The organism is Parabacteroides sp. merdae-related_45_40, from assembly GCF_001915675.1.
On sequence record NZ_MNQY01000097.1, the window covers coordinates 1 to 23,566 of the forward strand.

Sequence of the window (23,566 nt, forward strand, 5' to 3'; positions counted from 1 at the left end):
TTCCGAACAGAGAAGTTAAGCCCAACCACGTCGATGGTACTGCGTAAAAGTGGGAGAGTAGATAGCCGCCGTTTTTTAGGAGTGAGAGCGAAAGTTCTCTAAGAGGAGGAGTCAGTCGTAAGCCTGACTCCTTTTTCTGTTTTATATGTTGAAGGATTCTTTCCGGAGGACTGTTTGGTATTGGGTAACATAATTGGGGATTTTTTTAGGAAGAATGTGGAATAATTCTACATATATGGATTGTGATTTAGGTAACAAGCTATTTTGTATAGAAGGTATTATCTTATAAATAAGCTGTATAATGTTTTTTAGCATCTTGATTGAAACAGTGGTACGATTATTTCATGTCTTAATTTAGAGATAGATATATATAGCAAGTTTAAATGTCAATTATAGATATTAGAAGATGGTAGGAGAAAGATTGGTTAAAGGGGCTGTGTTTTTAGCCTTGATAGTGTTAGCAACAGGATGCCGACATAAGGATGAACCTTTGAAGCCTCTCGTGATTGTTGATAAACCGGCAAAGGAAGATGTACAGATCTTTGGTGAATATGTCGGACGCATTCGGGCAGCTCGGTTCGTGGAGATACATGCCCGCGTTGAGGGTTATCTGGAAAAGATGTTGTTTGTGGAAGGAAAGGAAGTTAAGCAGAATGAACCTCTTTTCATTATTAATTCGGCTCTTTATAAGGCAAAGGTAGAGAAAGCTAAAGCACAGCTGAAAAAGAACGAAGCACAAGCTGCAAAAGCTAAACGCGATGTAGAACGTTTGCAGCCTTTGTACGAGCAGCATGCTGCCAGCCAATTGGATTTGGACAATGCATTAGCATCGTTAGGAGATGCAGAGGCGGATATTGCCATGAGTAAAGCCGATCTGGATCAGGCCCAACTTGAATTGAGTTATACGACTGTAACCTCTCCGCTGGCCGGATATATCAGCGAACGTTTTGTGGATGTTGGCGCCTTGGTCGGTCCTGGTGTAAACTCTAAATTGGCAGCTGTAGTAAAGAGTGATACTGTTTTAGTAGACTTTAAAATGACTGCATTAGATTATCTGCGTGCCGAACGTCGTAATATTAAATTCGGAGAGCAGGACACATCCCGCTCCTGGCAACCGACCGTAACAGTTACCTTAGCCGATGATTCCGAATATCCTGTTAAAGGGATAGTGGATTTTGCCGATCCGATTGTTGATCCGCAGACTGGAACATTCGGGGTGCGTGCTGAACTTTCCAATCCGAACCAGAAACTTCTCCCAGGGCAGTTCACAAAAGTGAAACTCTTGTTGGATGTCCGTGAACGTGCGATTGTTGTTCCCCGTAAGGCTATTTCCATAGAGAAAGGAGGAGCTTTCATTTATGTAGTCCGCCGGGATAATGTAGCAGAAAAGCGTTTTGTGCAGACTGGGCCGGAAATCGGAAATAACATTGTTATAGAACGTGGATTGGGTGAAAATGAACAAGTCGTAATAGAAGGCTATCATAAGTTAGTTCCCGGAATGTTGGTACAGCCGATACAGGCGGGTGACGATAAAGCGATTGAAGCATTAAGGGCAGAGGAGGAAGAGGAATGAAACCGGGATTTTTTATAGATCGTCCCGTTTTCTCGACAGTGCTTTCTTTGGTAATTGTTATTGTCGGGATTATCGGGTTGGTGATGTTGCCGGTGGACCAGTATCCGCAGATCACTCCACCGGTTGTTAAAATTAGCGCCTCGTATCCAGGTGCAAGTGCCATGACAGTATCGCAGGCTGTTGCGACTCCTATCGAACAGGAGTTGAACGGTACGCCGGGTATGATCTATATGCAAAGCAGTAGCTCTAATTCGGGAGGTCTGACTATCACTGTAACATTCGATGTGAATGCGAATCCAGACCTTTCGGCAGTAGAGATCCAGAACCGTGTGAAACTGGCGGAGTCTCGTTTGCCAGCAGACGTTGTGCAGAACGGTATCACGGTAGAAAAACAATCAGCCAGTCAGTTGATGACATTGAGTCTACTTTCGGATGATCCTCGTTTTGACGAAATCTATTTGAGTAATTTTGCGACTATTAACGTGTTGGATGTATTGCGTCGTATTCCCGGTGTAGGCCGTGTTTCGAATGTCGGTAGCCGTTATTACGGTATGCAAATCTGGGTTTATCCGGATCGTTTGGCGAATATGGGGTTGACAGTAAAGGACTTGCAAAATGCCCTGAAAGAGCAAAATAGCGAGTCTGCAGCCGGTGAGTTGGGAAAACAACCAGTATTGGATGTCGATATCACTTTGCCTGTTACTGCCAGAGGACGTTTGTCTACGGTAAAGGAGTTCGAAGATATTGTAGTCCGTGCCAACCCAGACGGCTCTATTGTCCGTATTCGTGATGTGGCAAGAGTTTCACTTGAAGCCTCTTCTTATTCGACGGAAAGTGGACTGAATGGAAAAAATGCGGCTATACTTGCTATCTATATGTTGCCGGGAGCCAATGCACTGGAAGTAGCTACGAATGTAAAGGAGGCGATGAAAGAAATCAGCCAGAATTTTCCAGAAGGGTTGGAATATAAGTTTCCTTTCGATGCAACCGAATATATATCGCAGTCTATCCACGAGGTATATAAAACCTTATTTGAAGCTCTGTTCTTGGTCGTATTGGTGGTATTCCTATCTTTGCAGAACTGGCGTGCGGCCTTGATCCCGACAATTGCTGTTCCTATCTCTTTGATCGGAACATTCGGTTTTATGCTGATCATGGGGTTCTCACTCAATATGTTGACTTTGTTAGGTTTGATTCTAGCAATCGGTATTGTAGTGGATGATGCTATTGTTGTGGTGGAAAACGTGGAACGTTTGATGCATGAAGAGCATCTGACGGCACGCGAGGCTACTCATAAAGCCATGCACGAATTGTCGGGAGCCTTAATCGCTACCTCTATGGTGTTGGCGGCCGTGTTTGTTCCTGTTAGTTTTTTGAGCGGAATTACTGGAGCTTTGTACCGTCAGTTCTCCATTACGATCGTAGTTTCCGTACTGTTATCCACAGTCGTGGCATTGACGTTGAGCCCTGCCATGTGTGCGATTATTCTACGTCCGAACAGGAAGAAAAAAAATATTGTTTTCCGTAAAATCAATATTTGGTTGGCCAAAGGAAATAATAAATACGGCCATTTACTGGAAAAAGCGATTCGGAATCCAAGGCGCATCCTGGCCGGTTTCGGAATGGTAATCGTGTTCATCTTTGTGTTGAATCGGGTAATCCCGACCAGCTTTATTCCTGAAGAAGACCAAGGGTTCTTTACTGTCGAACTGGTGATGCCCGAAGGGGCGACTTTGGAACGTACGCGTAAAATTACAGATCGAGCCATCGCTTTCATTGAAAGTCTGCCGGCTGTCGCATATGTGCAAAATGTGACCGGTAGCAGCGCACGTGTCGGAACTTCGCAGAGCCGTTCTACCCTGACCGTTATTCTGAAGCCTTGGGAGGAACGCAAATCTTCCAACATGGGAGTGGAAGATGTAATGGAACAATGCCGTAAAGAGTTCTTATATTATCCGGAGATATTGGCCTATCTGAACCGTCCTCCTGTAATTCCAGGATTAGGAGAGAGCGGAGGTTTGGAAATGCAACTTGAGGCCCGTGGTGATGCCAGTTGGGAAAACTTAGTGGCGGCTACCGACACTTTTATGCTCTATGCATCACAAGCGCCGGAACTGACAGGTGTGTCCTCTGCCTTGCAGTCGGAGATTCCGCAGCTCTACTTCAATGTAGACCGCGACCGCGCGAAGTTTCTCGGTATCCCGTTGACGGATATCTTCTCAACTATGAAAGCTTATTTAGGTTCCGTCTACGTGAACGATTTCAACATGTTCAACCGTATATATAAGGTATATATTCAGGCGGAGGCACCATATCGTGCAACGCGTGATAATCTTGGCCTGTTTTTTGTCCGTGCACAGAACGGTTCGATGGTTCCATTAACAGCCTTAGGAACGACCAGCTATACAACAGGACCGGGAACGATCAAACGTTTTAATATGTTTACGACTGCTGCTATTAGTGCTGTTGCCGCTCCTGGATATAGTTCTGGCGAAGCAATGGCCGCCATGCAGCGGATTGCCCGCGAGCATCTGCCTGAGAATATCGGGCTGGAATGGAGCGGACTTTCTTATCAGGAAAAAAAGGCCGGTGGACAGACTGGATTCGTGTTGGCGCTGGTATTTCTTTTCGTCTTCCTTTTTCTAGCTGCCCAATATGAAAGCTGGATCGTACCGATCGCAGTACTGCTTTCATTGCCGGTTGCAGCATTGGGAGCTTACCTTGGAATATGGGTGACGGGCCTGCACAACGACATTTATTTCCAGATCGGCTTGGTGACGTTGATTGGTTTGGCAGCAAAGAATGCGATCTTGATCGTCGAGTTTGCCAAAATACAGGTCGATTCCGGAGTTGAGGTTGTCAAGGCTGCCCTTCATGCCGCCCGAATGCGTTTTCGTCCGATCCTGATGACCTCATTGGCATTTGTTCTGGGTATGCTTCCGATGGTATTGGCAAGCGGACCGGGTTCTGCTTCACGCCACAGTATCGGTACCGGTGTGTTTTTCGGGATGCTAGTTGCTATCACAGTCGGGATCGTTTTGGTTCCTTTCTTCTTTGTCTTGATTTACAAGATAAAAGGTAAAGTCAGAATGGAACGTATTCTTCATCGAACAATAAGCAAATAATTACAATGAAACGAAATATCTATATATTCATAGTCCTGTCCCTTGCGTTGGCTCTTCCTTCCTGCAAGATCGGCAAGAAGTACGCTCGTCCGGAACTGGATCTTCCGGAAGAGATTGTGGCAGGAGCGGATACAGCTTCGATAGACAGCATCTCTTGGCAGAGCCTGTATGTCGATACGACTTTGCAACGTCTGATTACCATCGCTCTCGATAATAATAAAGACATGAAGATCGCTGTTGCGAAGGTTAAGGAGATGATTGCTTCGAAACGGATCACCTTTGCCGATCAGTTCCCGGAAATAGGAGCCCGGATTTATGGACAGAAAGAACGCTTGAATTACGGAGGTGATAACCCAAAACCTGATCCTGAATACGGAGCCAAACTGGCTCTCTCGTGGGAATTGGACCTGTGGGGGAATCTTCGTTGGGCAAACGAAGCGGGAATTGCTGCCTATCTGCAATCGGTGGAAGCACGTCACGCCTTGCAGATGACATTGGTAGCGGAAGTGGCTGCTGCTTATTATGAACTTTGTGCACTCGATCAGGAACAAGATATCGTACGCCATACATTGGCTGCCCGTCGCGAAGGCGTCCGCTTAGCCAAACTGCGCTTCGAAGGTGGTCTGACTTCCGAGACGTCCTATAGCCAGGCACAGGTGGAACTGGCACGTACGGAGACCTTGCTTCCTTCACTTGAACAGAAGATCAAAATAAAGGAGAATGACCTTGCTTTCCTGCTTGGACAGTATTCGGGGGATATCCCGCGTGGATTGCCTTTACGTGAACAGCATTTGCTGGAGACATTGCCGGTCGGTTTGCCTTCTTCCTTGCTAGAACGACGTCCGGACATGCGGCAAGCCGAGCAGAAACTGCGTGAAGCGAATGCTAGGGTAGGAGTGGCTCAAACCGATCTTTTTCCAAAGATCAGCTTGACTGGTAATTTGGGTTTTGAAAACGAAGAACTGACGAATTTCATTAAGAGTCCTGCTTGGTTCCTTGCTGGCGATTTGCTGCAACCGTTGTTTGCTATGGGTAAGAACAAAGCGAAGCTGAAGGCGGCCCGTGCTCGCTATGAGCAGGAAGTATATAATTACCAGAAGAGCGTGCTCAGTGTTTTTAAGGAAGTCAACAATGCAATTGTCACGATCCGCAAGGCAAAGGAGGTTCGCATGTCATACGAGAAATTGCTCAATGCTGCTGATACTTACCTTCAGCTGGCACAATTGCAGTATATCAACGGTGTCACCAGCTATATGGACGTTCTTGATGCCCAGCGTGGTTTGCTTGACGCCCAACTCAGTCTGAACAAGGCGATGCTTGACGAACTGCTGTCAACGGTCTATCTTTACAAAGCGTTAGGAGGAGGCTGGGAATAAAGCCGGCTTATTTCTGAAAGCCCCTTTTCCTTTGATCAATCAGAGGAAAAGGGGCTTTTTTTGTACCGAAAATCTCATTATCTTTGTTTTCTCTTTCGCAATCAATAAAGTAAAATATAAATGGAAAGTTTCGCAACATTAATAAAGAGCAGAAAAAGTACCCGTAAATTCACGGATCAGTTACTGAATCCGGAGCAGGTGGAAATGATATTGAAAGCCGCTTTGATGGCACCGGCTTCCAAACGGAAAAATCCCTGGCAGTTTGTTGTCGTGGAGGATAAGGAAATGTTGGCCAAGTTGTCAGTATGCAAACCGGCAGGTGCTGCGTTCCTGAAAGATTGCGCGTTGGCTGTTGTTGTACTGGCGAATGTAATGGAAAGCGATGTTTGGGTAGAAGATGCTTCGATTGCCTCCATCTATATGCAATTGCAGGCTGAAGATTTGGGACTGGGCAGTTGTTGGTGCCAAATACGCAACCGGCAGATGGAAGACGATACGGACGCCGCGCAGTATGTGCGAGGACTTCTCGATGTACCTTACCAACTGGACGTTTTGTCCATCATCGGTATCGGATATAAGGATCAGGAACGTAAGCCGTTTGACGAATCGCATCTGCAATGGGAAAAGATACATCTCGGAACTTTCCGTATGCCAATTGAAAACGAACAGGGGAAAGTATGAAAATCATTTTTTTAGGCTCTGGCAACTTGGCGACGCGCTTGTCGCTCGAAATGCATCGCAAAGGGATGCAGATCGGGCAGGTGTATAGCCATACGCCGGAAAATGCACAGCAGCTGGCTGCTCTGTTGGGCTGTCCCTGGACAACTGATCCCGAAACTGTCGATACGGATGCTGACCTGTATGTCTTTTCTTTAAAAGATACGGTTTTGGCGGATGTGATTGCTCGTGTCAGGCCGAATGAGGGCTTGTGGGTGCATACGGCAGGCAGTATGCCGATGGATGTTTTCAACGGCCATACGGCCAATTATGGAGTCCTGTATCCGATGCAGACGTTTAGTAAAACACGGGAGGTAGATTTCAACGTGATCCCTTTTTTTCTTGAAGCTAATACGTCTGAAAATGCTGGCAAATTGCAACATTTGGCGGAGAAACTTTCGGGAAATATCCGTTTCCTGTCGTCCGACAAACGTAAAAGTTTACACCTGGCAGCTGTTTTTGCCTGTAATTTTACCAACCATATTTATGCGTTGGCTGTTAAATTATTAGAAGAACAGGATATACCGGCTGATGTCTTGTTGCCACTTATCGACGAGACGGCAGCCAAGATACATACGATGCCGCCGAGGGTGGCACAGACTGGTCCGGCTATCCGATATGATGAGAATGTGATTAATAAACATTTGGCTATGTTGGGGGATTCCGATATGCGGTCGATCTACCGGCTGATCAGTCAAAGCATACATAAGGAGGCACAACATGAGTAGTATCAATTATGATCTGAGTAAGATAAAGGCTTTTGTCTTTGATGTAGACGGTGTTTTGTCCTGTGATGTAATCCCGTTGCATCCGAATGGCGACCCTATGCGTACCGTTAATATAAAAGATGGCTATGCCTTGCAGCTCGCTGTCAAGAAAGGCTATCACGTAGCCATCATTACCGGAGGCTATACGGAAGCGGTACAGATCCGCTTTTCGCGTCTCGGCATTACTCATATATATATGAAGAGTGCAGTAAAAGTCCACGATTACCGGGATTTTCTGGAAAAGACTGGTCTGCAGCCTGAAGAGGTTATGTATGCCGGGGACGATATTCCTGACTACGAAGTGATGACAATGGTCGGCCTGCCGGTAGCACCCGCTGATGCGGCTCCTGAGATCAAGCGTATCGCCAAATATATCTCCCACAAGAATGGGGGGGCTGGCGTTGCCCGCGATGTAATCGAACAAGTCATGAGAGCTCAAGGCCACTGGATGGGTGACGAGGCTTTCGGCTGGTAGAACTAAACTGATAAAATAGGATAATGAAAAGCATACTCCCTAACTTGAGTCAATATAAAATCGTATTAGGTTCCAATTCTCCCCGGAGACGCGAATTGCTGGCGGGATTGGATATTGACTTTGAAGTACAGACGATCCCGGATATAGATGAATCCTTTCCCAAAACGTTGCGGTCGGACGAGGTTCCGGTCTATATCGCTAGGAAAAAGGCGGAAGCCTACATCTCTTCCATGTCGGCAGACGAATTGTTGATCACTGCCGATACGATTGTGTGGACTTTCAGTGAAATTTTAGGAAAACCGAAAGATCGCGAAGATGCTATCGCCATGCTTCGGAAACTGTCCGGGCATGTACATGAGGTGATTACCGGTGTTTGTATTACGACAAAAGAAAAAACGGTTTCTTTTTCCGCTTCATCGACCGTCTGCTTTGCCAGGCTGGATGATGACGAGATCGTCTACTATGTCGATAAATATCGTCCGTTTGATAAAGCCGGTAGCTATGGCATACAGGAATGGATCGGGTACGTGGCAGTCGAAGCCATCAATGGCAGTTTTTATAACGTGATGGGGTTACCGGTCAGGCTGCTTTATCAAGAGTTGAAGAAGTTCTGAAGATTGGACAAAATTCTATGTTTTAAGATGATTTATTGAAGGTAAGGCGAATAGGAAGTCTGTATTTTTGTGGTATTAACTTTTAAATATCATGAAAAAGATCTATTATTTGCTTGTATGTCTGTTTTTCCTGCAATCCGCTTTTGCTGCAGGGGAGAAACAGTCATTCGATGTTTGTTTACAGAATGGGCTGAACATGAATGTGGAAGTTTGTACGGATGGGATATTCCGGATTCGGGTTACTCCTCGTTCAACCTTTTCTGAGTCGTTGATGCAACGTTACGGAATTATTAAGACGGATTGGGACCCGGTTCCGGTTTCCCCGAAAGACAATAAACAGCAGTTTGAAGTATCGACCGGCGCTTATCGACTGAAAGTTGATAAAAAGACCGGTGCTATATCTGTTTCTGACCGGAAAGGGCGGGTGATTATCGAGAAAGTAGTCTTTCTTACTTCTGCCGATCCGTTGTGCATTGAGCTGGGAGAAGTGATCAATGCCAAATACAAGGACATGAAAGTCCCCAACAATGGAACGATCATCGGTGACGACAAAAATCCGGGAAACATGAAAGACCAGGCGGAAACCGGCGATTACAAGAACACCAGTATCCTTTCGATCTCGCTGAAAGACGGTGAACGTTTCTATGGTGGTGGCAGTACCAGTCGCGACCATATTCAACATCGGGGCGAACTGTTGCGTATGTGGACTACTTACCAGCATACCGAGATTCCGATGCCTTTTATGATCAGTTCCGAAAATTGGGGTATTTTCAACAACACGACACGGAAAAATTTCTTTGATATCGGCAACTACCAGTCGGATGTTTTCTCAATCTATAATACGACGGACGAGGTGGATTTCTATTTGATGTTCGGTAATTCGATGCCCGATGTGATCAACTATTATACGGCTATTACCGGTCGGCCTTACTTGTTGCCGAAATATGCATACGGATTGTGTTTCGGTCCGAATATGCTGGAAGACCAATTCGATATTTTGAATGATGCTGTACGTTTCCGTGAGATGGGTGTCCCTTGCGACTTATTCTGGCTCGAACCGCAATGGATGGAGAAACGTTATGATTTCTCGACTAAAAAGAAATGGAACTATCAGAAGTTTTCGGCTGAAGCTTATTGGGATTCTACTCGCTATCCGAAGAAAGAAAACCATCGGCTGCTTATCGGCCGTCTGCATGGGATGGGGTATCACATGGGGCTTTGGCTCTGTATCGAGTATGATCTGAGCGTTCCGGAGGAGGATGCGTTGGCGAAGGCGATGGGGAAGCCTCTTTCCGGGCAGGAGCACTGGATGGATCATTTGAAGAACTTTGTGGATAATGGTGTAGACGGTTTCAAGATGGACCCGGCACGTACGATAGACGAACATCCGAATTTCAAGTATTATAACGGACACACCGATAAAGAGATGCATAACTTGAACCAGATTCTTTTGCCGAAGCAGATGTATAAGATGATGCGTGAACACACTGGACTCCGTTCTTGGCATCATTATACTGCCGGGTGGTCGGGAACGCAGCATTGGAGCGCTTCCACCAGCGGTGATAACGGGGGAGGGCGTACGGCTCTGTTCGACCAGTTGAACTTGGGTATGAGCGGTTTTCTCAATACTTCTTGCGACGTGATGAATGTCAATAAGGACGAGGAACTGCAGAGTCTTCATTTCGGCCTCTTCTTGCCATGGGTGCAGATCAATAGTTGGTATTCGTTGCATCAACCATTCTATTTCCCAGAGAAAGAAAAGAAAATGTACCGGGATTATGTGAAGTTGCGTTATGCGTTGATGCCCTATATTTATTCGGCAGCATTGGAAGGGGCACAGACCGGTATGCCGATTGTACGCTCCATGCCTTTGATGTTTCCTGATGACCGTAAGACGGATGATATGGTCTATCAGTATATGTTTGGCCAAAGTTTTCTGGTCGGTATCTTCAGTGATTCGATCTACTTGCCGAAAGGGAACTGGTTTGACTTTTGGACAGGTGAAAAATTGGCTGGCGGTAGGGAAATCAAGCATGCAATACCTGATAACCGTGCAGGGTTGCTGTTCGTACGTGAAGGGGCGATCATACCGTTCCAAAAAGATATGCAATTCATTGGGGAGGAACCGTTGGATACTTTGATGGTGAAAGTATTTCCCAAAGATGTCTCTTCCTATACGATGTATGAAGATGATGGTAAAACATATGATTATGAAAATGGAGCGATTGCTACAACCCGTTTTGAATGTAAGCAGAGCGAGCGGATAGTAGAGTTTACTGTTTTCCCAGTGGAAGGATCGTATAACGGCATGTGCAAAGCACGGACATACGAATTGGAGATCGACGCTCCGCAGCGCCCGTCGGAAGTGCTAGTAAACAATGTTCCGATAATGGATTGGCAGTATGGCGACGATCACAAGGTACGTTTCAGTTTGCATCAGGAAAATAACGAGTTGATAAAAGCTATGCTTCGTTAGTTCAGTTCGCTTCGCTTTTCATTTTGATAATATTCGATTATGTATAGGGTTTTAGCTAAAGATGGACAGATAGGGAGTATGACAGGACGATTCGGATTCCATTCCGGATCGTCTGTTATCATTTCGGAAAGCGGACCGGCATGCATGAGTATGAGTCGTGTCGATGTGATGGCTATAGCAATAAATGATTTTTCGGCAGGCAGTAATACAAAATGTCCTTCGTCCACATCGGCAACCGGCGTCTGGTTTTGATTATAGATGACCAGTTTTCCGGAAGAGACAAACAATAAGACATTGCCGGTGTCATCCGTATTACATAAAATTTCGCCCGCTTTTCCTATTTTACATTCAAACTGGTTCAGGACGTTTCTTGTCATATTTAATCAATCAGGAATTATCCGAACTTATCATTGTTTCCGTTTAGGCAGATACTGAAGCATCCCTTTTGAGTATTCAATCTGATGCTTCCCATTTTCGTCAGCGTATATCACATAGTATTCGATCTCAGGTAAGGAATCTGCCATTTGCCGGGCTTTTTCCAAGCCCATTGCCATAAATGCAGTGGCGTAAGCATCGGCAGTCATACAGTCATTAGCAACGATTGTTGCGCTCAACACGCTTTGTTCGGCTGGATAACCGGTACGTGGATCGATTGTATGGGCATATTTTTTACCGTCTTTGATATAAAAGTTGCGATAATTGCCTGAAGTGGCAATCGCGCCTTTTTTACATAGTTGGACGATTTCGTCATAATTATTTTTGATGCCGTCCGGATCGTCTTCCGGGAGATTTATACCGGTACGCCAGCATACGCCATTCTGATTGACACCCTTTACTACCACTTCGCCTCCAATCAAAATCATATAGTTTTCCACTCCTTCTTTTTCAAGCAGGCGGGCGATCACGTCACAGGAATATCCTTTGGCTATGGCGGAGCAGTTCAATAGCAGACGGGGATCGTCTTTCACGACCTTTTTGCCTTCCAGATGTACTTTTCGGTAGCCTACAAAAGTTTTGAGGCTGTCGATCATAGCAGGTGTCACACTGTCCTTTTTATTGAAACCGAACCCCCAAAGATTAACCAGAGGGGCACAGGTGATATCGAAAACACCATCTGAATTGCGGGAAACTTCCATCGACTTGTTAAATACCTCCGTGAACCATTCGTCTACTTCCACCGCTTCGTTATTATTCACTTTTGCGATGATCGAATTTGGGTTGAAGGGATTCAAGGACAGGTTGAACTTTTGCAACTCGGCATCGATTTTATCTGTTAAAATATGGGGCGCTTCATATTTGATCGTATATAGGGTATGAAACACGGTACCACTTTCTTCGTAATATTGTTTTTTGTCTTTACACGAGACAAAGAACAGAATTCCTAAAATAACTGATAAATAAATTTTCTTATGCATTTTTCTATTGTTTAGTCGGTTGCAAAGATAGTGTAAATCTTTGAGTACTACTTTATCTGTATAAAATAGCAAAATAATATACTTCCTCGAATCTCTTGTTTTTGGGTAGAGAAGTCAGATACAGTTGTTTCGGATTTTGTTCTTTAATGCACATCCCGGACATCCTTGACAAGGATTGTCTGTTCCGGTGGGATGTGTAAAGAACTTATATATTTTCTTTCCGATATAGAAAATAACGATAAGGCCGATGATGAAAACTGCTATTTCCTGCCACATAAAGAAGGTGTATTAATTAAACAGGTTCATAAAGAAGTGCCCTGTCTGATAGACTACACATGAGACGAACCACGCAAGTACGCAAGTATAAACAATTACAAATATACCCCATTTCCAGGAGCCGGATTCGTGGACAATGGCCGATATTGTAGCGATACAAGGGAAATAGATCAGGACAAAGAGCATGAAACTCAGTGCGACCAAAGGTGTAAAGACCAATTCTCCCTCGGCATTTTTATCCTGTTTTAATCGTTCGGTCAAGACCTGGCTATCATCCGACTCTCCTGTATATAAGACACTCAGTGTGCTGACGACGACTTCTTTGGCGGCCATACCGGTCAATAGGCTGACACTCATCTTCCAGTCGAAACCCAGTGGATGGAGTATCGGTTGTATGGCTTGGCCGATACGACCGATGTAGGATTTCTGCTGATGGTCCATCGATTTCAGGCGTTCTAGTTCAGCGATGGTTTCCGCTTTGTCTTCCGGGTTCGTGTCGGACTGTTCCACTTCGGCAATCTGCTTCTCAAAAACATCTCCGTTTTCCGAATGACGAGGAAAATATCCCAAGAACCAGATGATGATAGAAGCGATCAAGATGACCCCCCCCATCTTGTGCAGATATTGCTTGGCTTTTTCCCACATATGAATCATAATTGATTTACCTGTCGGCATGCGGTAAGGAGGAAGTTCCATCACGAAAGGTACATCTTCGTCCTTAAAAAGGAAGCGCTTGAACAGACGTGCCATTAAGACGGCAAGCAGAATACCCGAAGCATAGAGGATCAGCATGACCGTTCCGGCCGTCTGGGGGAAGAAAGCACCTGTCAGCAGGACATACACCGGAAGGCGGGCACTACAGCTCATTAACGGGTTTACCAGCATGGTGATCATCCGGCTGTTACGGCTTTCGATCGTACGAGATGCCATGATAGCCGGCACGTTGCACCCGAAGCCCATCACAAGCGGGATAAACGATTTGCCGTGTAGCCCCATCTTATGCATGATCTTGTCCATGATGAAAGCGGCGCGCGCCATGTAGCCGGAATCTTCCATAAAAGAAATGAAGGCATACAGTATCAATATGTTGGGCAGGAATACGATAACGCCTCCCACGCCTCCTATAATGCCATCGACCAGTAAATCCTTCAACGGGCCTTCGCTCATGTTTCCACGTACAAACTCTCCGATCCAGCCAACAAACGATTCGATCCATTCCATCGGGTATTCTCCCAAGCGGAAAGTGGCTTCGAACATGATCCACATGAAAAGGATGAAGATCGGGAACCCCAACACTTTATGGGTTACGAACAGATCGATGATTTGGGTGCTTGTCGCTTCTTTTATTTTGTTTTGCTCGTAGGTCTCACGCAGTGCACCGGAAATAAAACCGTAGCGGGCATTGGTGAAGGCTGTCTCACAATCTTCTTTCAGAAGGGTTTCGATTTGAGCGACATTGCGGTCGCGTTCGTGGATGACTGTTTCGGAACCAGGCATTGACTTGACGAATGATTCCACTTCCGGATCGCCTTCTAGCAACTTGATGGCAAGGTAGCGCTTGGAAAGACTTTTGGATACATTTCCGTTCAGTTTCAAAGCATGCCTTACTGGATAAATGGCCTTTTCCAATACATCACCATAATTGATATGGATATGGCGGAGTACGGGATCTTCTTCTTCGTAGACCTTTATGACGCGGTTGAAAAGTTCTTCGATACCGAAGCCGGTCTTACTGATGGTCGGAACAATCGGCGTACCGATCATCCTTGAGAGAGAGTTATGGTCGAACTTATTTCCGTGTCGTTCCAGTTCGTCGTACATGTTGAGGGCGATAACCATACGTACGTCCATATCGATCAGTTGGCAGGTCAGATACAGATTGCGTTCCAAGTTGGATGCATCGACTACATTGATTACGATGTCTGGCTGTTCTTCATTCAGATGCTTGCGAACATAGAGTTCTTCAGGGGTGTAAGCCGATAGGGAATAGGTCCCCGGCAAGTCTACGATTTTGAAGGTATAGCCATTCTGATGGAATGTCCCGGCTTTGGCGTCGACTGTCACGCCGCTGTAGTTACCGACATGCTCGTGTGCACCGGATGCGAAATTGAATAAAGATGTTTTACCGCAATTGGGATTTCCGACTAATGCGACATTGATGGTTTTACCTTTGTGCATGGCCATAGCCTGTAAACTCTTGCCAGATGTTTGGATATAAGAATCCACCGGGCGGTTTTCCGGTTTTCCGGTACTGGCTTCTATGAATTCAGCCACACTGACGACTTCTATCATTTGCGCATCGTTTCGTCTTAATGAAACGTCGTAACCCATTACACGGTAGTGTATAGGATCTTTAAGCGGTGCGTTCTGGATGACATCAACCTCTTTTCCTCTGATAAACCCCATTTCGATAATGCGCTTGCGGAATGCTCCGCGTCCCATTACCTTTACTATAACCCCTTTTTCGCCTGTACGAAGTTCTGATAGTCTCATCTTTTTAAAATCTTGCGCAAAGGTAGCATGAAATGGTAATATGGTCAATACCGTATTGTAGGTATTTTTTTGTTAGTTTTGTCTCCGTAAAGGCTTTAAAATATGACTATGTGGAACAATGTTATATTATGTTTGGGGTCCAATACGGATTGCGAGGCGAATCTAAAGTCGGCGGCCAGTCTGTTGCGTGCTTATTTCGGATCGATCCGGTTCTCTGAAGCGATTTATACGGAGCCGATAGGTTTATCCGATTCCGGCTTATTCTTGAACCAAGTGGCTGTTGCCGGTACGAATGCTTCGCTGGAAGAGGTGAGGCGGGCTGTGAAGGCGATGGAAAAACGATTGGGACGCATGTCGGACAGTAAGCAGAAAGGGAAGATTCCGATCGATATAGACCTGCTTTTATGGAATGGAACAATCCTGAAACCTGCCGATTGGGAAAAGGAGTATGTGCAACTACTCTTCCGGTCTGTTGCGGATTAGGAGACATAACCCATAGCTTTACGATGGCTAATGCATAGCTTTAAGCGTCGTAACCCATAGCTTTGGTTATTGTAACTTATCGTCCTTTGTTATCGCTCTGTAGGTGCAGGGTTATAAACGGGGCAAATAGGAAACCAGCTTTTCCGCTGATCCTGATCAGACCGTTGATACCTAAGCAAATGAATGTGGAGATCGGGTTGGAGCGATCCGTGTTGTAGAAACCTTTTCCTATCCGGACTTGATAACCGAAAGGTTTTGCCAGCGAGCGATATGTTTCGATGGGTAAGATGCGTTCTGTCCAATTCCCGTTTCGTGGATCGCAGGTGTTGAAAGCATCTTTCAATAGAGGATAGGAACCGGTCTTGACAGCCTTGTGGATATGTGGGAAGGTAAGTCCGCGCGTCTTTCGTGCAGCTTCTTTCGCTTCGGCAGGGGAAAGGGCCGGAAAGTGCAGTTGGATATAATGCAGACGTAAAGCATAATATTCCTTTTCCCAAATGGTCATAAGCCGATGCAGCCTTCTTTTCACATACGGGTTAAAAGGTGTAGAGGCCGTTGTAAACAACATTTGCATCTTGTTGTCGATGGCAACCAAATTGGCGAAAAAAGCCGACAGGTCGTAAACATGTTCGATCAGGTCGGTCGCGATCAGCAATTGTGGCTTGACTTTATTTGCCGAGCACCAATCTGCTAAGGTGTCTGAGTCTCCATGAAGAATAATGTCAGGTCCTGTATTGACCAGCTCTTTCAAGATGCGGATCGTATCGACGGAATCCGGATTGAGGTCGATGTAGATGACTCGGCCGATTCCGGCTTGTTTAGCAAGTATACTCAGGAAGCCGCTTCCGCCACCATAGTCGATAAGTGTTATCTCCTCCGGTGAGCTACCGATAGATTCCAGTCCTTTAAGGAGACAGTCCGCATAGATTTTCATGTAATAGGATAAAACTGGTTTCAGCCGGGCAATATAACGTTTGTTATATTTACTGATAGGCAATCGTTCGTAATCGATAGCCTTTAGTTGGCTAATCAACGCTTGTGCTGCTTGTCGGATATCATACTTCATAGATCAAATGTAAGAGGTGTTCGCCTTGATATTGATTGGAATAAGTCGGATAAAGAAAGTCGCGGCGCTGCTCGATCGACTCCGGAGCCATATCGGTATGCATCAATTTCCGACAGATGCAGACCATTTCGTCCGGAGTGTCGGCGATATGGCAGAGCGATTCCAGTCCGCTACCTGCTATCATCAGTCGGTTGACCACTGTATGGCGTCCGGCAAACAGGCTGTTCAGTAGTTTTAGTTTCAATCCGGTTGCCTGAAAAGTAATCAAGGCATGTATTTGTGCATTGTGTATCAAGTCGTTCATCTGTTCTTCTGACGGATTGGCTTCGATATGGATATTCGGATAGGGAGCTGCCGCTTTCAACAAAGAAGCCGGCGGATTCATACCGGCAATGATGCAACGGCAGTCCAGTTTACTGAACACGTTCCGGATAAGAAAGAGGGCTGCTTGTGTATTCTCTATTACGGATAGTTTACCATGATAGAGGATAAAATCGGAAGAACCCGGCTTGACCGTAATTTGGTTGTTGGTGTGAAAGCAAGGCATGAATTCGACCGGTTTGTCGGGGAACTGGTGCCGGAGGTAGTCAGCATCGGTTGTTGAAACGGCAATCATCAGATCGGCATGTTTCAGTATTTTCTGATAATGTTTGAATCGCCAAGCCTCTATCCGGAAGAAGCTTTTCCTGATCGGATGGCTCTCTGCCTGTGCCAGGTGATAATAATAGTCGTGTTCGATATTTGCTTCCCGGTAAATCTTTTTCCGGTTGTGTAGTCGCGGATCGTTTATGTAATAACAGCAATGGAGTCCTTCGAACAGGATCGGGTAATCGTTCTTCAACAGATTGGCGATCAGTTCAGGATGCTTGCGGCTGTATACGTTATAAGGCAGCAGGGTTATATTGGTACGTAGCCCTGTATGTCGCTTGTAATAAAATACCTTTTCGCAGATGGCTTCCAGTTCGGGCGAATGGGCACGTTCGTATTCGAAACAGTGTAAGATGATCTTCACACCGCACTGGTGCAGAGCTTTTATCTTATAATATACATCAATGATTCCCCCGTAGTTAGCAGGCCAGGGAATATTGAAAGCTATAATGTTCAGATACCTTTCCATGTCTGTCATTTGCTGTTTAGTCGGGTAAAGATACGCATAAATTGTTCAGCTTGTTTTTTACGGGAGAAACGTTCCACTGCTTCCTTATCCGTATTTATGTGTGTGTACCCATTATCCTGCCAGAACTGATAATGGTGCAGGATAAAACGAAAAGCTTCTTCGGCTGTCCGGGCTGCCAGTCCGGAACGGGTATTCCGGATGGTAGCTTCGAGGCAACTTTCGTCACTCTTTACACAGAGTAAAGGTTTCCCGACAGCCATCGATTCGAAAAGCTTGGTCGTCATAAATCCTTTTGGTCCGTCGGATGCAAAGGTATTGGCGAGTTGCAGCAGAATGGAACTGCGGTTTAACACGCCGGGAATCTCGGAAGCGGGAACATAGTCGAAAAAGTCCATATACCGGGCGACTGGGTAAGCGGTTGCTGCCTGCATGATGATCGCTTTTGATCCGGCGTCGACATACCATTGGATGCGGAACTGGTCCGGATCAATGAGCTTTTCATGATCTAACCGGCTAACGGCCTCGAAAAGCAATCGAGGGTCACGTGTCGCCAAGCTAATCAAACGTCCGGTATAGGTGATGACGAATTGAGAGGTCCGATGTTGTTCAGGATAGAAGAGCTCTGGATCGTAACCGTTGTAAACCAACTCTGTGTTAGGATTGTATGCTTGAAGTTTTTCCACATGCCAGGGGGAAATGGTCGTGACCTGATCCGCCTTTCTCAATGCATTATTTCTGTCCCGCAATAATTTATGACGGAATATTTCCGTGATCTTTCTATCCAACCAGGAAAAGGTACGGAAGTTATGAGCGATATATTCGTTGGAAGCATATTGTTCGACTATGTCTCGAAGGTCGATTACTAACGGCAGATGATATTTCTCTGCTATATATTGGGCGGCCGGCAAGGGGAAAGTTCGGTATGAACTGCACAGGATACCGGCATATTCCCCTTCTTCCAGTAAACGGGAGGCGGCTTTTGCCATCTTCTTGTCTTTATAATGGAAAAAATAATCGAGTATGAATACGCATATCCACTCTAACTTTTGGAGGATTTTCCCTTTGGAATGAAAGAAATTTACATATGTGACAGGCGTTTCTCCTTTCAGGAAAGAGAACGTGCTGTCATCGATTTGCTCAGTGACAACGACAGGTTCCCATCCGGCCCGCCTCATATATTTGCATAAATAGCCCATTCGCGGTCCGAATGCAGGGGGAAACATATCACATAATATCAGTATCTTCATGATTTTATCAATTCTTCAATGATGGCGGCGAATAGTTTTCGTTGCCAGTCGACAGAGACATTCGGCTTGATCCGGGTGGTGATGGAGTCGTTATGCCAGAGCAACACCAGTTCGCCGTTGGCAGATGCCACCTGTTTGATGAGTTGTGTTGAGTAGGCAAGTGCCCCCTCATAGTCGAGATTCATATAAACAGGTTCGTTCAGGCTGCATTCCATGATTGCCAATGGGTGGAGAATAAGTGGCGAGATACGTTTATTCTCAGGATTAATCCAATGTACCGGACGAGATGTGCCGAGGCGAAAACCGGCAACATCCGGATAGCCTATCGTGAAATCATCTGTAATACCTGCTTTTTCCAACCATACCATATCTTCCGGTTCGCGTGAGGCCAGATAATGATGCCGATTGTAAGTGACCGATTTTCCGGTTTGTCTCTCCAACAATTCTTTTTCTGTTGAGATGAGTGCCGGTGTTTTACCGGCATCGTAACTGGTATGCAGTCCAATCTGTACTTTTTCGGTTTTACAAAAGAGCAAAAGCTCTTGTAAGTCCTTTGAATGTAGTTTATAATGAGGCTTGTCATAAACGGATGAGCCACCTGACTTGATAAAAAACAGAGATTCACAACAGTGTTTTCCGATAACGGCCTTTAATTTGTTTCGTTGTTTTACAAGCCAGGGAAATGTGTAGAACGGATCTTCCTGTAACGGACCGTGAAACATCTTCCAGGCATGTTTCAGCCCTGTGCCTTTAATCGTTTCTCGTATCAGGTTGCGGAAAGTCCGGCAAAAGAAAGGAGCATCTACATCGTGTGTCAGCCATACTTTTTGTATGTGTGGGGGCAGTTCGACGGCTGACTGTACACGCGCTTGGCGTAACCAGCGTCGCAACAATTTACCGTATTCGTCGACTATCGGGCGATGAATGAATCCTGCTTTGAAGGGTAGGGATTCTGTTCCGAGGAAGCGACCGTGGATGTCCCGTATGTTGCGTTTCCGTATTTCTTCATATCGCGTCAGCAGAAAATAGGCACTGGCGATGATATCGGCATGTACCACCCAAGTATCCCCCTGCCATTCTATTTTGGGAGAACCGAAGAGCAGAGGTATGCCTTCTATCTCTTCCAGTGGTAGTTTGGGTATGGACTCGGCTGTCCCGTAAACTTCATCCCGGAAAAAGGGGGACGGGATGATGACTACGCGATAACGGGAGAATTTGTTGGGATCCGATGTGTAACCGACAAGACTGGCTAATACATCGGCCTTTTCTCCTCCTATCAGGAATTTGGTAATATAGGAAATAACGGTTTTCATACTGTCTTTCAACTTTACAGGAACAAACGGACTACTTCGAATGCTTCAGCATAAGGACAGCCAGCTTGTACACCGCGTGTTTTTGCCAGTGAAAAGATAAACTCTTCGGATAGATAGTCGCGTGTTCCTTGTGATTCGTATGCTTTTAATGCTTCGACTTTGGCTTGAATGTGCTCTCTATTCAGTTCAACGAAACATTGTGTGTTGAATGTCAGATTGTTCCAAATCAACTCGTAGCCCAGCAGTGTCGTGTTTTTGAAGGCGCGTAGGCCTTCTTGGGCGATCGTTGTATGATCCTGGTGAATGTCGTGTAGGCTTGGGATAAAGACCAAGTCAAAGCTGTTCGATTTTTTTAGGCGGATCAGTTCTTCCAATATTTCCTGCCGGACGTATCCGAGTTTACGGACCTCATAATTGTAGATGATGAGGTTTTCAGGTGATATTCCCAATTGGGCAGTCGCTTTCTTGACTTCTGTCTTCAAAATATCTTTCGGAAAACCTTCGGGTACGGACTGCTGAGCGGTTGAAAAAGCGACATAGGTTACTTTCTTTCCCAGTTCGATAAGTTTGCTTATGGTTCCTCCCAGTCCTAATTCCCCGTCGTCCGTATGAGGGGCTAAAACCAGTATATTATTATAACTGTTTAATATCATAAATAATTTATCTGTTTATTATCCTTCCTATTTTTAAACAGGCTCTATTTAATAAACTTAATTTTCCTTTGGTTATTGTGAAGAAGGGGGTTTGAATTGCACCGAATTCACGGAAAAAACGTTCGACTCCCGGTATCATGGAACCTTCGAAATCAAATGTGTCGGTATATTGTGAAACATAACGGATTGCTTCCCACAAAATTAAACTGTGTGCTCCGGACTCCCGAAGAGTCGGATTTCCTCCACCAGCCAGATACCAGGCGGAACTTTCTTGCCAGACGATAAAAGCGACAGCATGCAAACGTCCTTTTTCGTCATAACCGCCCCATAAATCTCCCTGGTCCCGTTTTCGGCAAATATTGATCAGTTTGATTAAAACTTCCATATCTTCTTTGTTGGTGATCTGTTGACGTTTGAAGGTTTGTGCCTGTATCAACAAGAACTCTTCTATAGAAATTCCTTTTTTTACTGTGATATGATATTTGTCTCTGGCTTTTGTGATGTTCCGTCGGATATTGAAACTCATATTTCCCAATATTGCTTTTGTGTTTCGGATATCCTTCAACATATAGGTGTAGCGTGTTGTTTGTCGGTAACCTTCCCAATAGAATGGTAGCCAGTCGGTGATTCCGTAATGAAAATTTTGCATAAAATACGGATAGCTTTTAAGCGTGTTTAGCAGTTGTTTGCATAAAACTTGCCGGTGGCCTAAAGTTTTGGTGTATTTGGTATCTTTGGATTCCGGTGCGAACCAAGGACCCATTGTTTGTGTGTAGGATGGCATTGAGATAATACCTTGTCGAGGACAATAAAGTGGCATCGCTGCCGTAATCCTTTCTTTTTCTTCAACCAATAAGACTTTCCATTTATCTTTGCCACAAACCGTATCGAGCCACCAGTCACGGGAAAAGATGGGAATACTAGTTTCAGTGTTGCAAAGCAAATGGTATTTGTCTTTTGTGTTCATGAATGATTTTCTGTATAATCATGGACACAGATGACTACAGACTTGATCCGTATCATCTGTGTGTCATTGATTTTATCCTTTTAACGCTTCGAAGATCAGGTCGGACAATTCGTCTGCCAGTTCAGGATTGTCGGCAACGCATTGTTTGGCGGCATCACGTCCCTGTCCTAATTTAGTGTCGTTGTAACTGTACCACGAACCGCTTTTCTTAATGATGTTCAGTTCTGCACCCAGGTCGATTATCTCACCGGCTTTGGAGATACCTTCACCGAACATGATATCGAACTCTGCTTTCCGGAAAGGAGGAGCAACCTTGTTCTTGACTACTTTTACGCGCACTTGGTTTCCTTTGATATCGTCGCCGTCTTTCAATTTACCGATGCTGCGGATATCCAGACGAACAGAGGCATAAAACTTCAACGCATTACCGCCGGTTGTCGTTTCGGGATTGCCGAACATCACGCCAATCTTGTCACGCAGCTGGTTGATGAATATACATGTCGTGTTAGTCTTATTGATCGCAGCCGTCAACTTACGAAGTGCTTGGGACATTAATCGTGCCTGTAGTCCCATCTTGCTGTCACCCATATCGCCTTCGATTTCCGCTTTTGGAGTCAGAGCGGCAACCGAGTCGATTACGATAATATCCACAGCAGATGAACGGATTAGCTGTTCAGCAATTTCCAGTGCCTGTTCGCCATTATCCGGTTGGGAAATCCACAGGTTTTCGACATCTACTCCTAACTTTTCTGCATAAAAACGGTCGAAAGCATGTTCCGCATCGATAAATGCCGCAATACCACCATTTTTCTGTGCCTCGGCAATCGCATGGATCGCAAGAGTTGTCTTACCGGATGATTCCGGTCCATAGATTTCGATCACACGGCCTTTAGGATAACCGCCTACACCTAATGCTGCGTTCAAGGCGATAGAACCTGTTGGGATCACTTCGATATTTTCGACGCTTTCGTCACCCAATTTCATGATCGAACCTTTTCCGTAGTTTTTTTCGATCTTGTCCATTGCTGCGCGAAGCGCTTTCAATTTGTCTGCGTTTACAGCCGGTTTCTCGGCTGCCGGCTGTTTGCCTTCTTCGAATAAATCTTCTTTTGCCATTTCCTTTTATAGATTAAGGATTTGATTAGCATGGTCTTTAGTCTTCACCTCTTTCGGGCCGATGATATTGGTAACGATACCGTCTTCATCTATAATAAAGGTGGTACGGAGAGTCCCCATGTATGAACGTCCGTACAATTTCTTTTCTGCCCAAACCCCGAACTGCTGTTGCAGGGTCGTATCCGTATCAGCGATGAGGCTGAAAGGGAGTTCCTGTTTTGCGATAAATCCCTGATGAGACTTGGCACTGTCTTTGCTGACACCCACTACTTCGTAGCCAGCAGCTTGCAATTCCTT

20 protein-coding genes are annotated in these 23,566 nt (G+C 45.4%); 9 read left to right on the forward strand and 11 right to left on the reverse strand.

Features of this window, described 5'->3' with window-relative positions:
* The first annotated feature begins 406 nt into the window (after positions 1 to 406).
* The 8 genes from BHV83_RS11270 to BHV83_RS11305 all read left to right on the forward strand — a co-directional run bounded on the left by BHV83_RS11270 (position 407) and on the right by BHV83_RS11305 (position 11,123).
* On the forward strand, positions 407 to 1,573 hold the full coding sequence (locus BHV83_RS11270) for an efflux RND transporter periplasmic adaptor subunit (RefSeq protein WP_005636520.1): 1,167 nt from the start codon (positions 407 to 409) through the stop codon (positions 1,571 to 1,573).
* Positions 1,570 to 4,698: an efflux RND transporter permease subunit gene (locus tag BHV83_RS11275; RefSeq protein ID WP_005636522.1), complete on the forward strand. Its 3,129-nt coding sequence runs from the start codon at positions 1,570 to 1,572 to the stop codon at positions 4,696 to 4,698. The genes BHV83_RS11270 and BHV83_RS11275 overlap by 4 nt, the downstream gene beginning before the upstream one ends.
* Positions 4,699 to 4,703: 5 nt before the next feature.
* Complete coding sequence (locus tag BHV83_RS11280; RefSeq protein WP_122204660.1) at positions 4,704 to 6,074, forward strand: efflux transporter outer membrane subunit; 1,371 nt, start codon at positions 4,704 to 4,706, stop codon at positions 6,072 to 6,074.
* Positions 6,075 to 6,194: 120 nt separating this feature from the next.
* Positions 6,195 to 6,755, forward strand: a complete 561-nt coding sequence (locus BHV83_RS11285; RefSeq protein WP_005636527.1) for a nitroreductase family protein — start codon at positions 6,195 to 6,197, stop codon at positions 6,753 to 6,755.
* Entirely contained in the window at positions 6,752 to 7,519 is a 768-nt protein-coding gene (locus BHV83_RS11290; protein WP_022322557.1) for a Rossmann-like and DUF2520 domain-containing protein, read from the forward strand. The genes BHV83_RS11285 and BHV83_RS11290 overlap by 4 nt, the downstream gene beginning before the upstream one ends.
* Positions 7,512 to 8,033 (forward strand): KdsC family phosphatase, encoded by a 522-nt coding sequence (locus BHV83_RS11295; RefSeq protein WP_005636531.1) that lies wholly within the window; start codon positions 7,512 to 7,514, stop codon positions 8,031 to 8,033. Before BHV83_RS11290 ends, BHV83_RS11295 begins: the two co-directional genes overlap by 8 nt.
* Positions 8,034 to 8,056: 23 nt before the next feature.
* A complete protein-coding gene (locus BHV83_RS11300) occupies positions 8,057 to 8,647 on the forward strand; it encodes a Maf-like protein (protein ID WP_005636532.1) in 591 nt (196 codons plus the stop codon).
* Between the two features lie 91 nt (positions 8,648 to 8,738).
* Positions 8,739 to 11,123, forward strand: coding sequence for a glycoside hydrolase family 31 protein (locus BHV83_RS11305; RefSeq protein WP_122116398.1), 2,385 nt, complete (start codon positions 8,739 to 8,741; stop codon positions 11,121 to 11,123).
* Here BHV83_RS11305 and BHV83_RS11310 read toward each other — a convergent pair.
* The 3 genes from BHV83_RS11310 to feoB form a co-directional block, all read right to left on the reverse strand.
* Positions 11,120 to 11,500, reverse strand: coding sequence for a cyclic nucleotide-binding domain-containing protein (locus BHV83_RS11310; protein ID WP_122206194.1), 381 nt, complete (start codon positions 11,498 to 11,500; stop codon positions 11,120 to 11,122). The two genes, BHV83_RS11305 and BHV83_RS11310, sit on opposite strands and share 4 nt — an antisense overlap.
* A gap of 30 nt (positions 11,501 to 11,530) precedes the next feature.
* Positions 11,531 to 12,538 carry an FAD:protein FMN transferase gene (locus tag BHV83_RS11315; protein ID WP_005636537.1) on the reverse strand — a complete coding sequence of 336 codons (1,008 nt, stop codon included), beginning with the start codon at positions 12,536 to 12,538 and terminating at the stop codon, positions 11,531 to 11,533.
* 288 nt (positions 12,539 to 12,826) lie between these two features.
* On the reverse strand, positions 12,827 to 15,307 hold the full coding sequence (gene feoB / locus BHV83_RS11320; RefSeq protein WP_122204659.1) for a ferrous iron transport protein B: 2,481 nt from the start codon (positions 15,305 to 15,307) through the stop codon (positions 12,827 to 12,829).
* A gap of 108 nt (positions 15,308 to 15,415) precedes the next feature.
* Between feoB and BHV83_RS11325 the strand changes: the two genes are divergently transcribed.
* Entirely contained in the window at positions 15,416 to 15,790 is a 375-nt protein-coding gene (locus tag BHV83_RS11325) for a 2-amino-4-hydroxy-6-hydroxymethyldihydropteridine diphosphokinase (protein ID WP_227945670.1), read from the forward strand.
* A gap of 76 nt (positions 15,791 to 15,866) precedes the next feature.
* Here the strand turns inward: BHV83_RS11325 and BHV83_RS11330 are convergent, their stop codons facing one another.
* The 8 genes from BHV83_RS11330 to BHV83_RS11365 form a co-directional block, all read right to left on the reverse strand.
* Entirely contained in the window at positions 15,867 to 16,856 is a 990-nt protein-coding gene (locus BHV83_RS11330; protein WP_022322562.1) for a class I SAM-dependent methyltransferase, read from the reverse strand.
* Positions 16,846 to 17,973, reverse strand: coding sequence for a glycosyltransferase (locus BHV83_RS11335; RefSeq protein ID WP_022322563.1), 1,128 nt, complete (start codon positions 17,971 to 17,973; stop codon positions 16,846 to 16,848). The genes BHV83_RS11330 and BHV83_RS11335 overlap by 11 nt, the downstream gene beginning before the upstream one ends.
* Positions 17,974 to 17,978: 5 nt before the next feature.
* Positions 17,979 to 19,220, reverse strand: a complete 1,242-nt coding sequence (locus BHV83_RS11340) for a glycosyltransferase family protein (RefSeq protein WP_122206195.1) — start codon at positions 19,218 to 19,220, stop codon at positions 17,979 to 17,981.
* Positions 19,217 to 20,533 (reverse strand): UDP-2,3-diacetamido-2,3-dideoxy-alpha-D-glucuronate deacetylase VimE, encoded by a 1,317-nt coding sequence (gene vimE / locus BHV83_RS11345; RefSeq protein WP_122206196.1) that lies wholly within the window; start codon positions 20,531 to 20,533, stop codon positions 19,217 to 19,219. The genes BHV83_RS11340 and vimE overlap by 4 nt, the downstream gene beginning before the upstream one ends.
* A 14-nt stretch (positions 20,534 to 20,547) precedes the next feature.
* On the reverse strand, positions 20,548 to 21,186 hold the full coding sequence (locus tag BHV83_RS11350; RefSeq protein ID WP_022322566.1) for a PIG-L deacetylase family protein: 639 nt from the start codon (positions 21,184 to 21,186) through the stop codon (positions 20,548 to 20,550).
* Between the two features lie 7 nt (positions 21,187 to 21,193).
* Positions 21,194 to 22,153 (reverse strand): GNAT family N-acetyltransferase, encoded by a 960-nt coding sequence (locus BHV83_RS11355; protein ID WP_005636550.1) that lies wholly within the window; start codon positions 22,151 to 22,153, stop codon positions 21,194 to 21,196.
* A 72-nt stretch (positions 22,154 to 22,225) separates the two neighbouring features.
* Entirely contained in the window at positions 22,226 to 23,269 is a 1,044-nt protein-coding gene (gene recA, locus BHV83_RS11360) for a recombinase RecA (protein WP_005636551.1), read from the reverse strand.
* A gap of 6 nt (positions 23,270 to 23,275) precedes the next feature.
* A partial coding sequence (locus BHV83_RS11365; protein WP_286757533.1) for a peroxiredoxin occupies positions 23,276 to 23,566 on the reverse strand: 291 nt, incomplete at its 5' end.

Excerpts from the sequence above, each read along its gene's own strand:
- BHV83_RS11270 (WP_005636520.1), top strand. The coding sequence starts at position 407 with ATGGTAGGAGAAAGATTGGTTAAAGGGGCTGTGTTTTTAGCCTTGATA.
- BHV83_RS11275 (WP_005636522.1), top strand. The coding sequence starts at position 1,570 with ATGAAACCGGGATTTTTTATAGATCGTCCCGTTTTCTCGACAGTGCTT.
- BHV83_RS11280 (WP_122204660.1), top strand. The coding sequence starts at position 4,704 with ATGAAACGAAATATCTATATATTCATAGTCCTGTCCCTTGCGTTGGCT.
- BHV83_RS11285 (WP_005636527.1), top strand. The coding sequence starts at position 6,195 with ATGGAAAGTTTCGCAACATTAATAAAGAGCAGAAAAAGTACCCGTAAA.
- BHV83_RS11290 (WP_022322557.1), top strand. The coding sequence starts at position 6,752 with ATGAAAATCATTTTTTTAGGCTCTGGCAACTTGGCGACGCGCTTGTCG.
- BHV83_RS11295 (WP_005636531.1), top strand. The coding sequence starts at position 7,512 with ATGAGTAGTATCAATTATGATCTGAGTAAGATAAAGGCTTTTGTCTTT.
- BHV83_RS11300 (WP_005636532.1), top strand. The coding sequence starts at position 8,057 with ATGAAAAGCATACTCCCTAACTTGAGTCAATATAAAATCGTATTAGGT.
- BHV83_RS11305 (WP_122116398.1), top strand. The coding sequence starts at position 8,739 with ATGAAAAAGATCTATTATTTGCTTGTATGTCTGTTTTTCCTGCAATCC.
- BHV83_RS11310 (WP_122206194.1), bottom strand. The coding sequence starts at position 11,500 with ATGACAAGAAACGTCCTGAACCAGTTTGAATGTAAAATAGGAAAAGCG.
- BHV83_RS11315 (WP_005636537.1), bottom strand. The coding sequence starts at position 12,538 with ATGCATAAGAAAATTTATTTATCAGTTATTTTAGGAATTCTGTTCTTT.
- feoB (WP_122204659.1), bottom strand. The coding sequence starts at position 15,307 with ATGAGACTATCAGAACTTCGTACAGGCGAAAAAGGGGTTATAGTAAAG.
- BHV83_RS11325 (WP_227945670.1), top strand. The coding sequence starts at position 15,416 with ATGTGGAACAATGTTATATTATGTTTGGGGTCCAATACGGATTGCGAG.
- BHV83_RS11330 (WP_022322562.1), bottom strand. The coding sequence starts at position 16,856 with ATGAAGTATGATATCCGACAAGCAGCACAAGCGTTGATTAGCCAACTA.
- BHV83_RS11335 (WP_022322563.1), bottom strand. The coding sequence starts at position 17,973 with ATGGAAAGGTATCTGAACATTATAGCTTTCAATATTCCCTGGCCTGCT.
- BHV83_RS11340 (WP_122206195.1), bottom strand. The coding sequence starts at position 19,220 with ATGAAGATACTGATATTATGTGATATGTTTCCCCCTGCATTCGGACCG.
- vimE (WP_122206196.1), bottom strand. The coding sequence starts at position 20,533 with ATGAAAACCGTTATTTCCTATATTACCAAATTCCTGATAGGAGGAGAA.
- BHV83_RS11350 (WP_022322566.1), bottom strand. The coding sequence starts at position 21,186 with ATGATATTAAACAGTTATAATAATATACTGGTTTTAGCCCCTCATACG.
- BHV83_RS11355 (WP_005636550.1), bottom strand. The coding sequence starts at position 22,153 with ATGAACACAAAAGACAAATACCATTTGCTTTGCAACACTGAAACTAGT.
- recA (WP_005636551.1), bottom strand. The coding sequence starts at position 23,269 with ATGGCAAAAGAAGATTTATTCGAAGAAGGCAAACAGCCGGCAGCCGAG.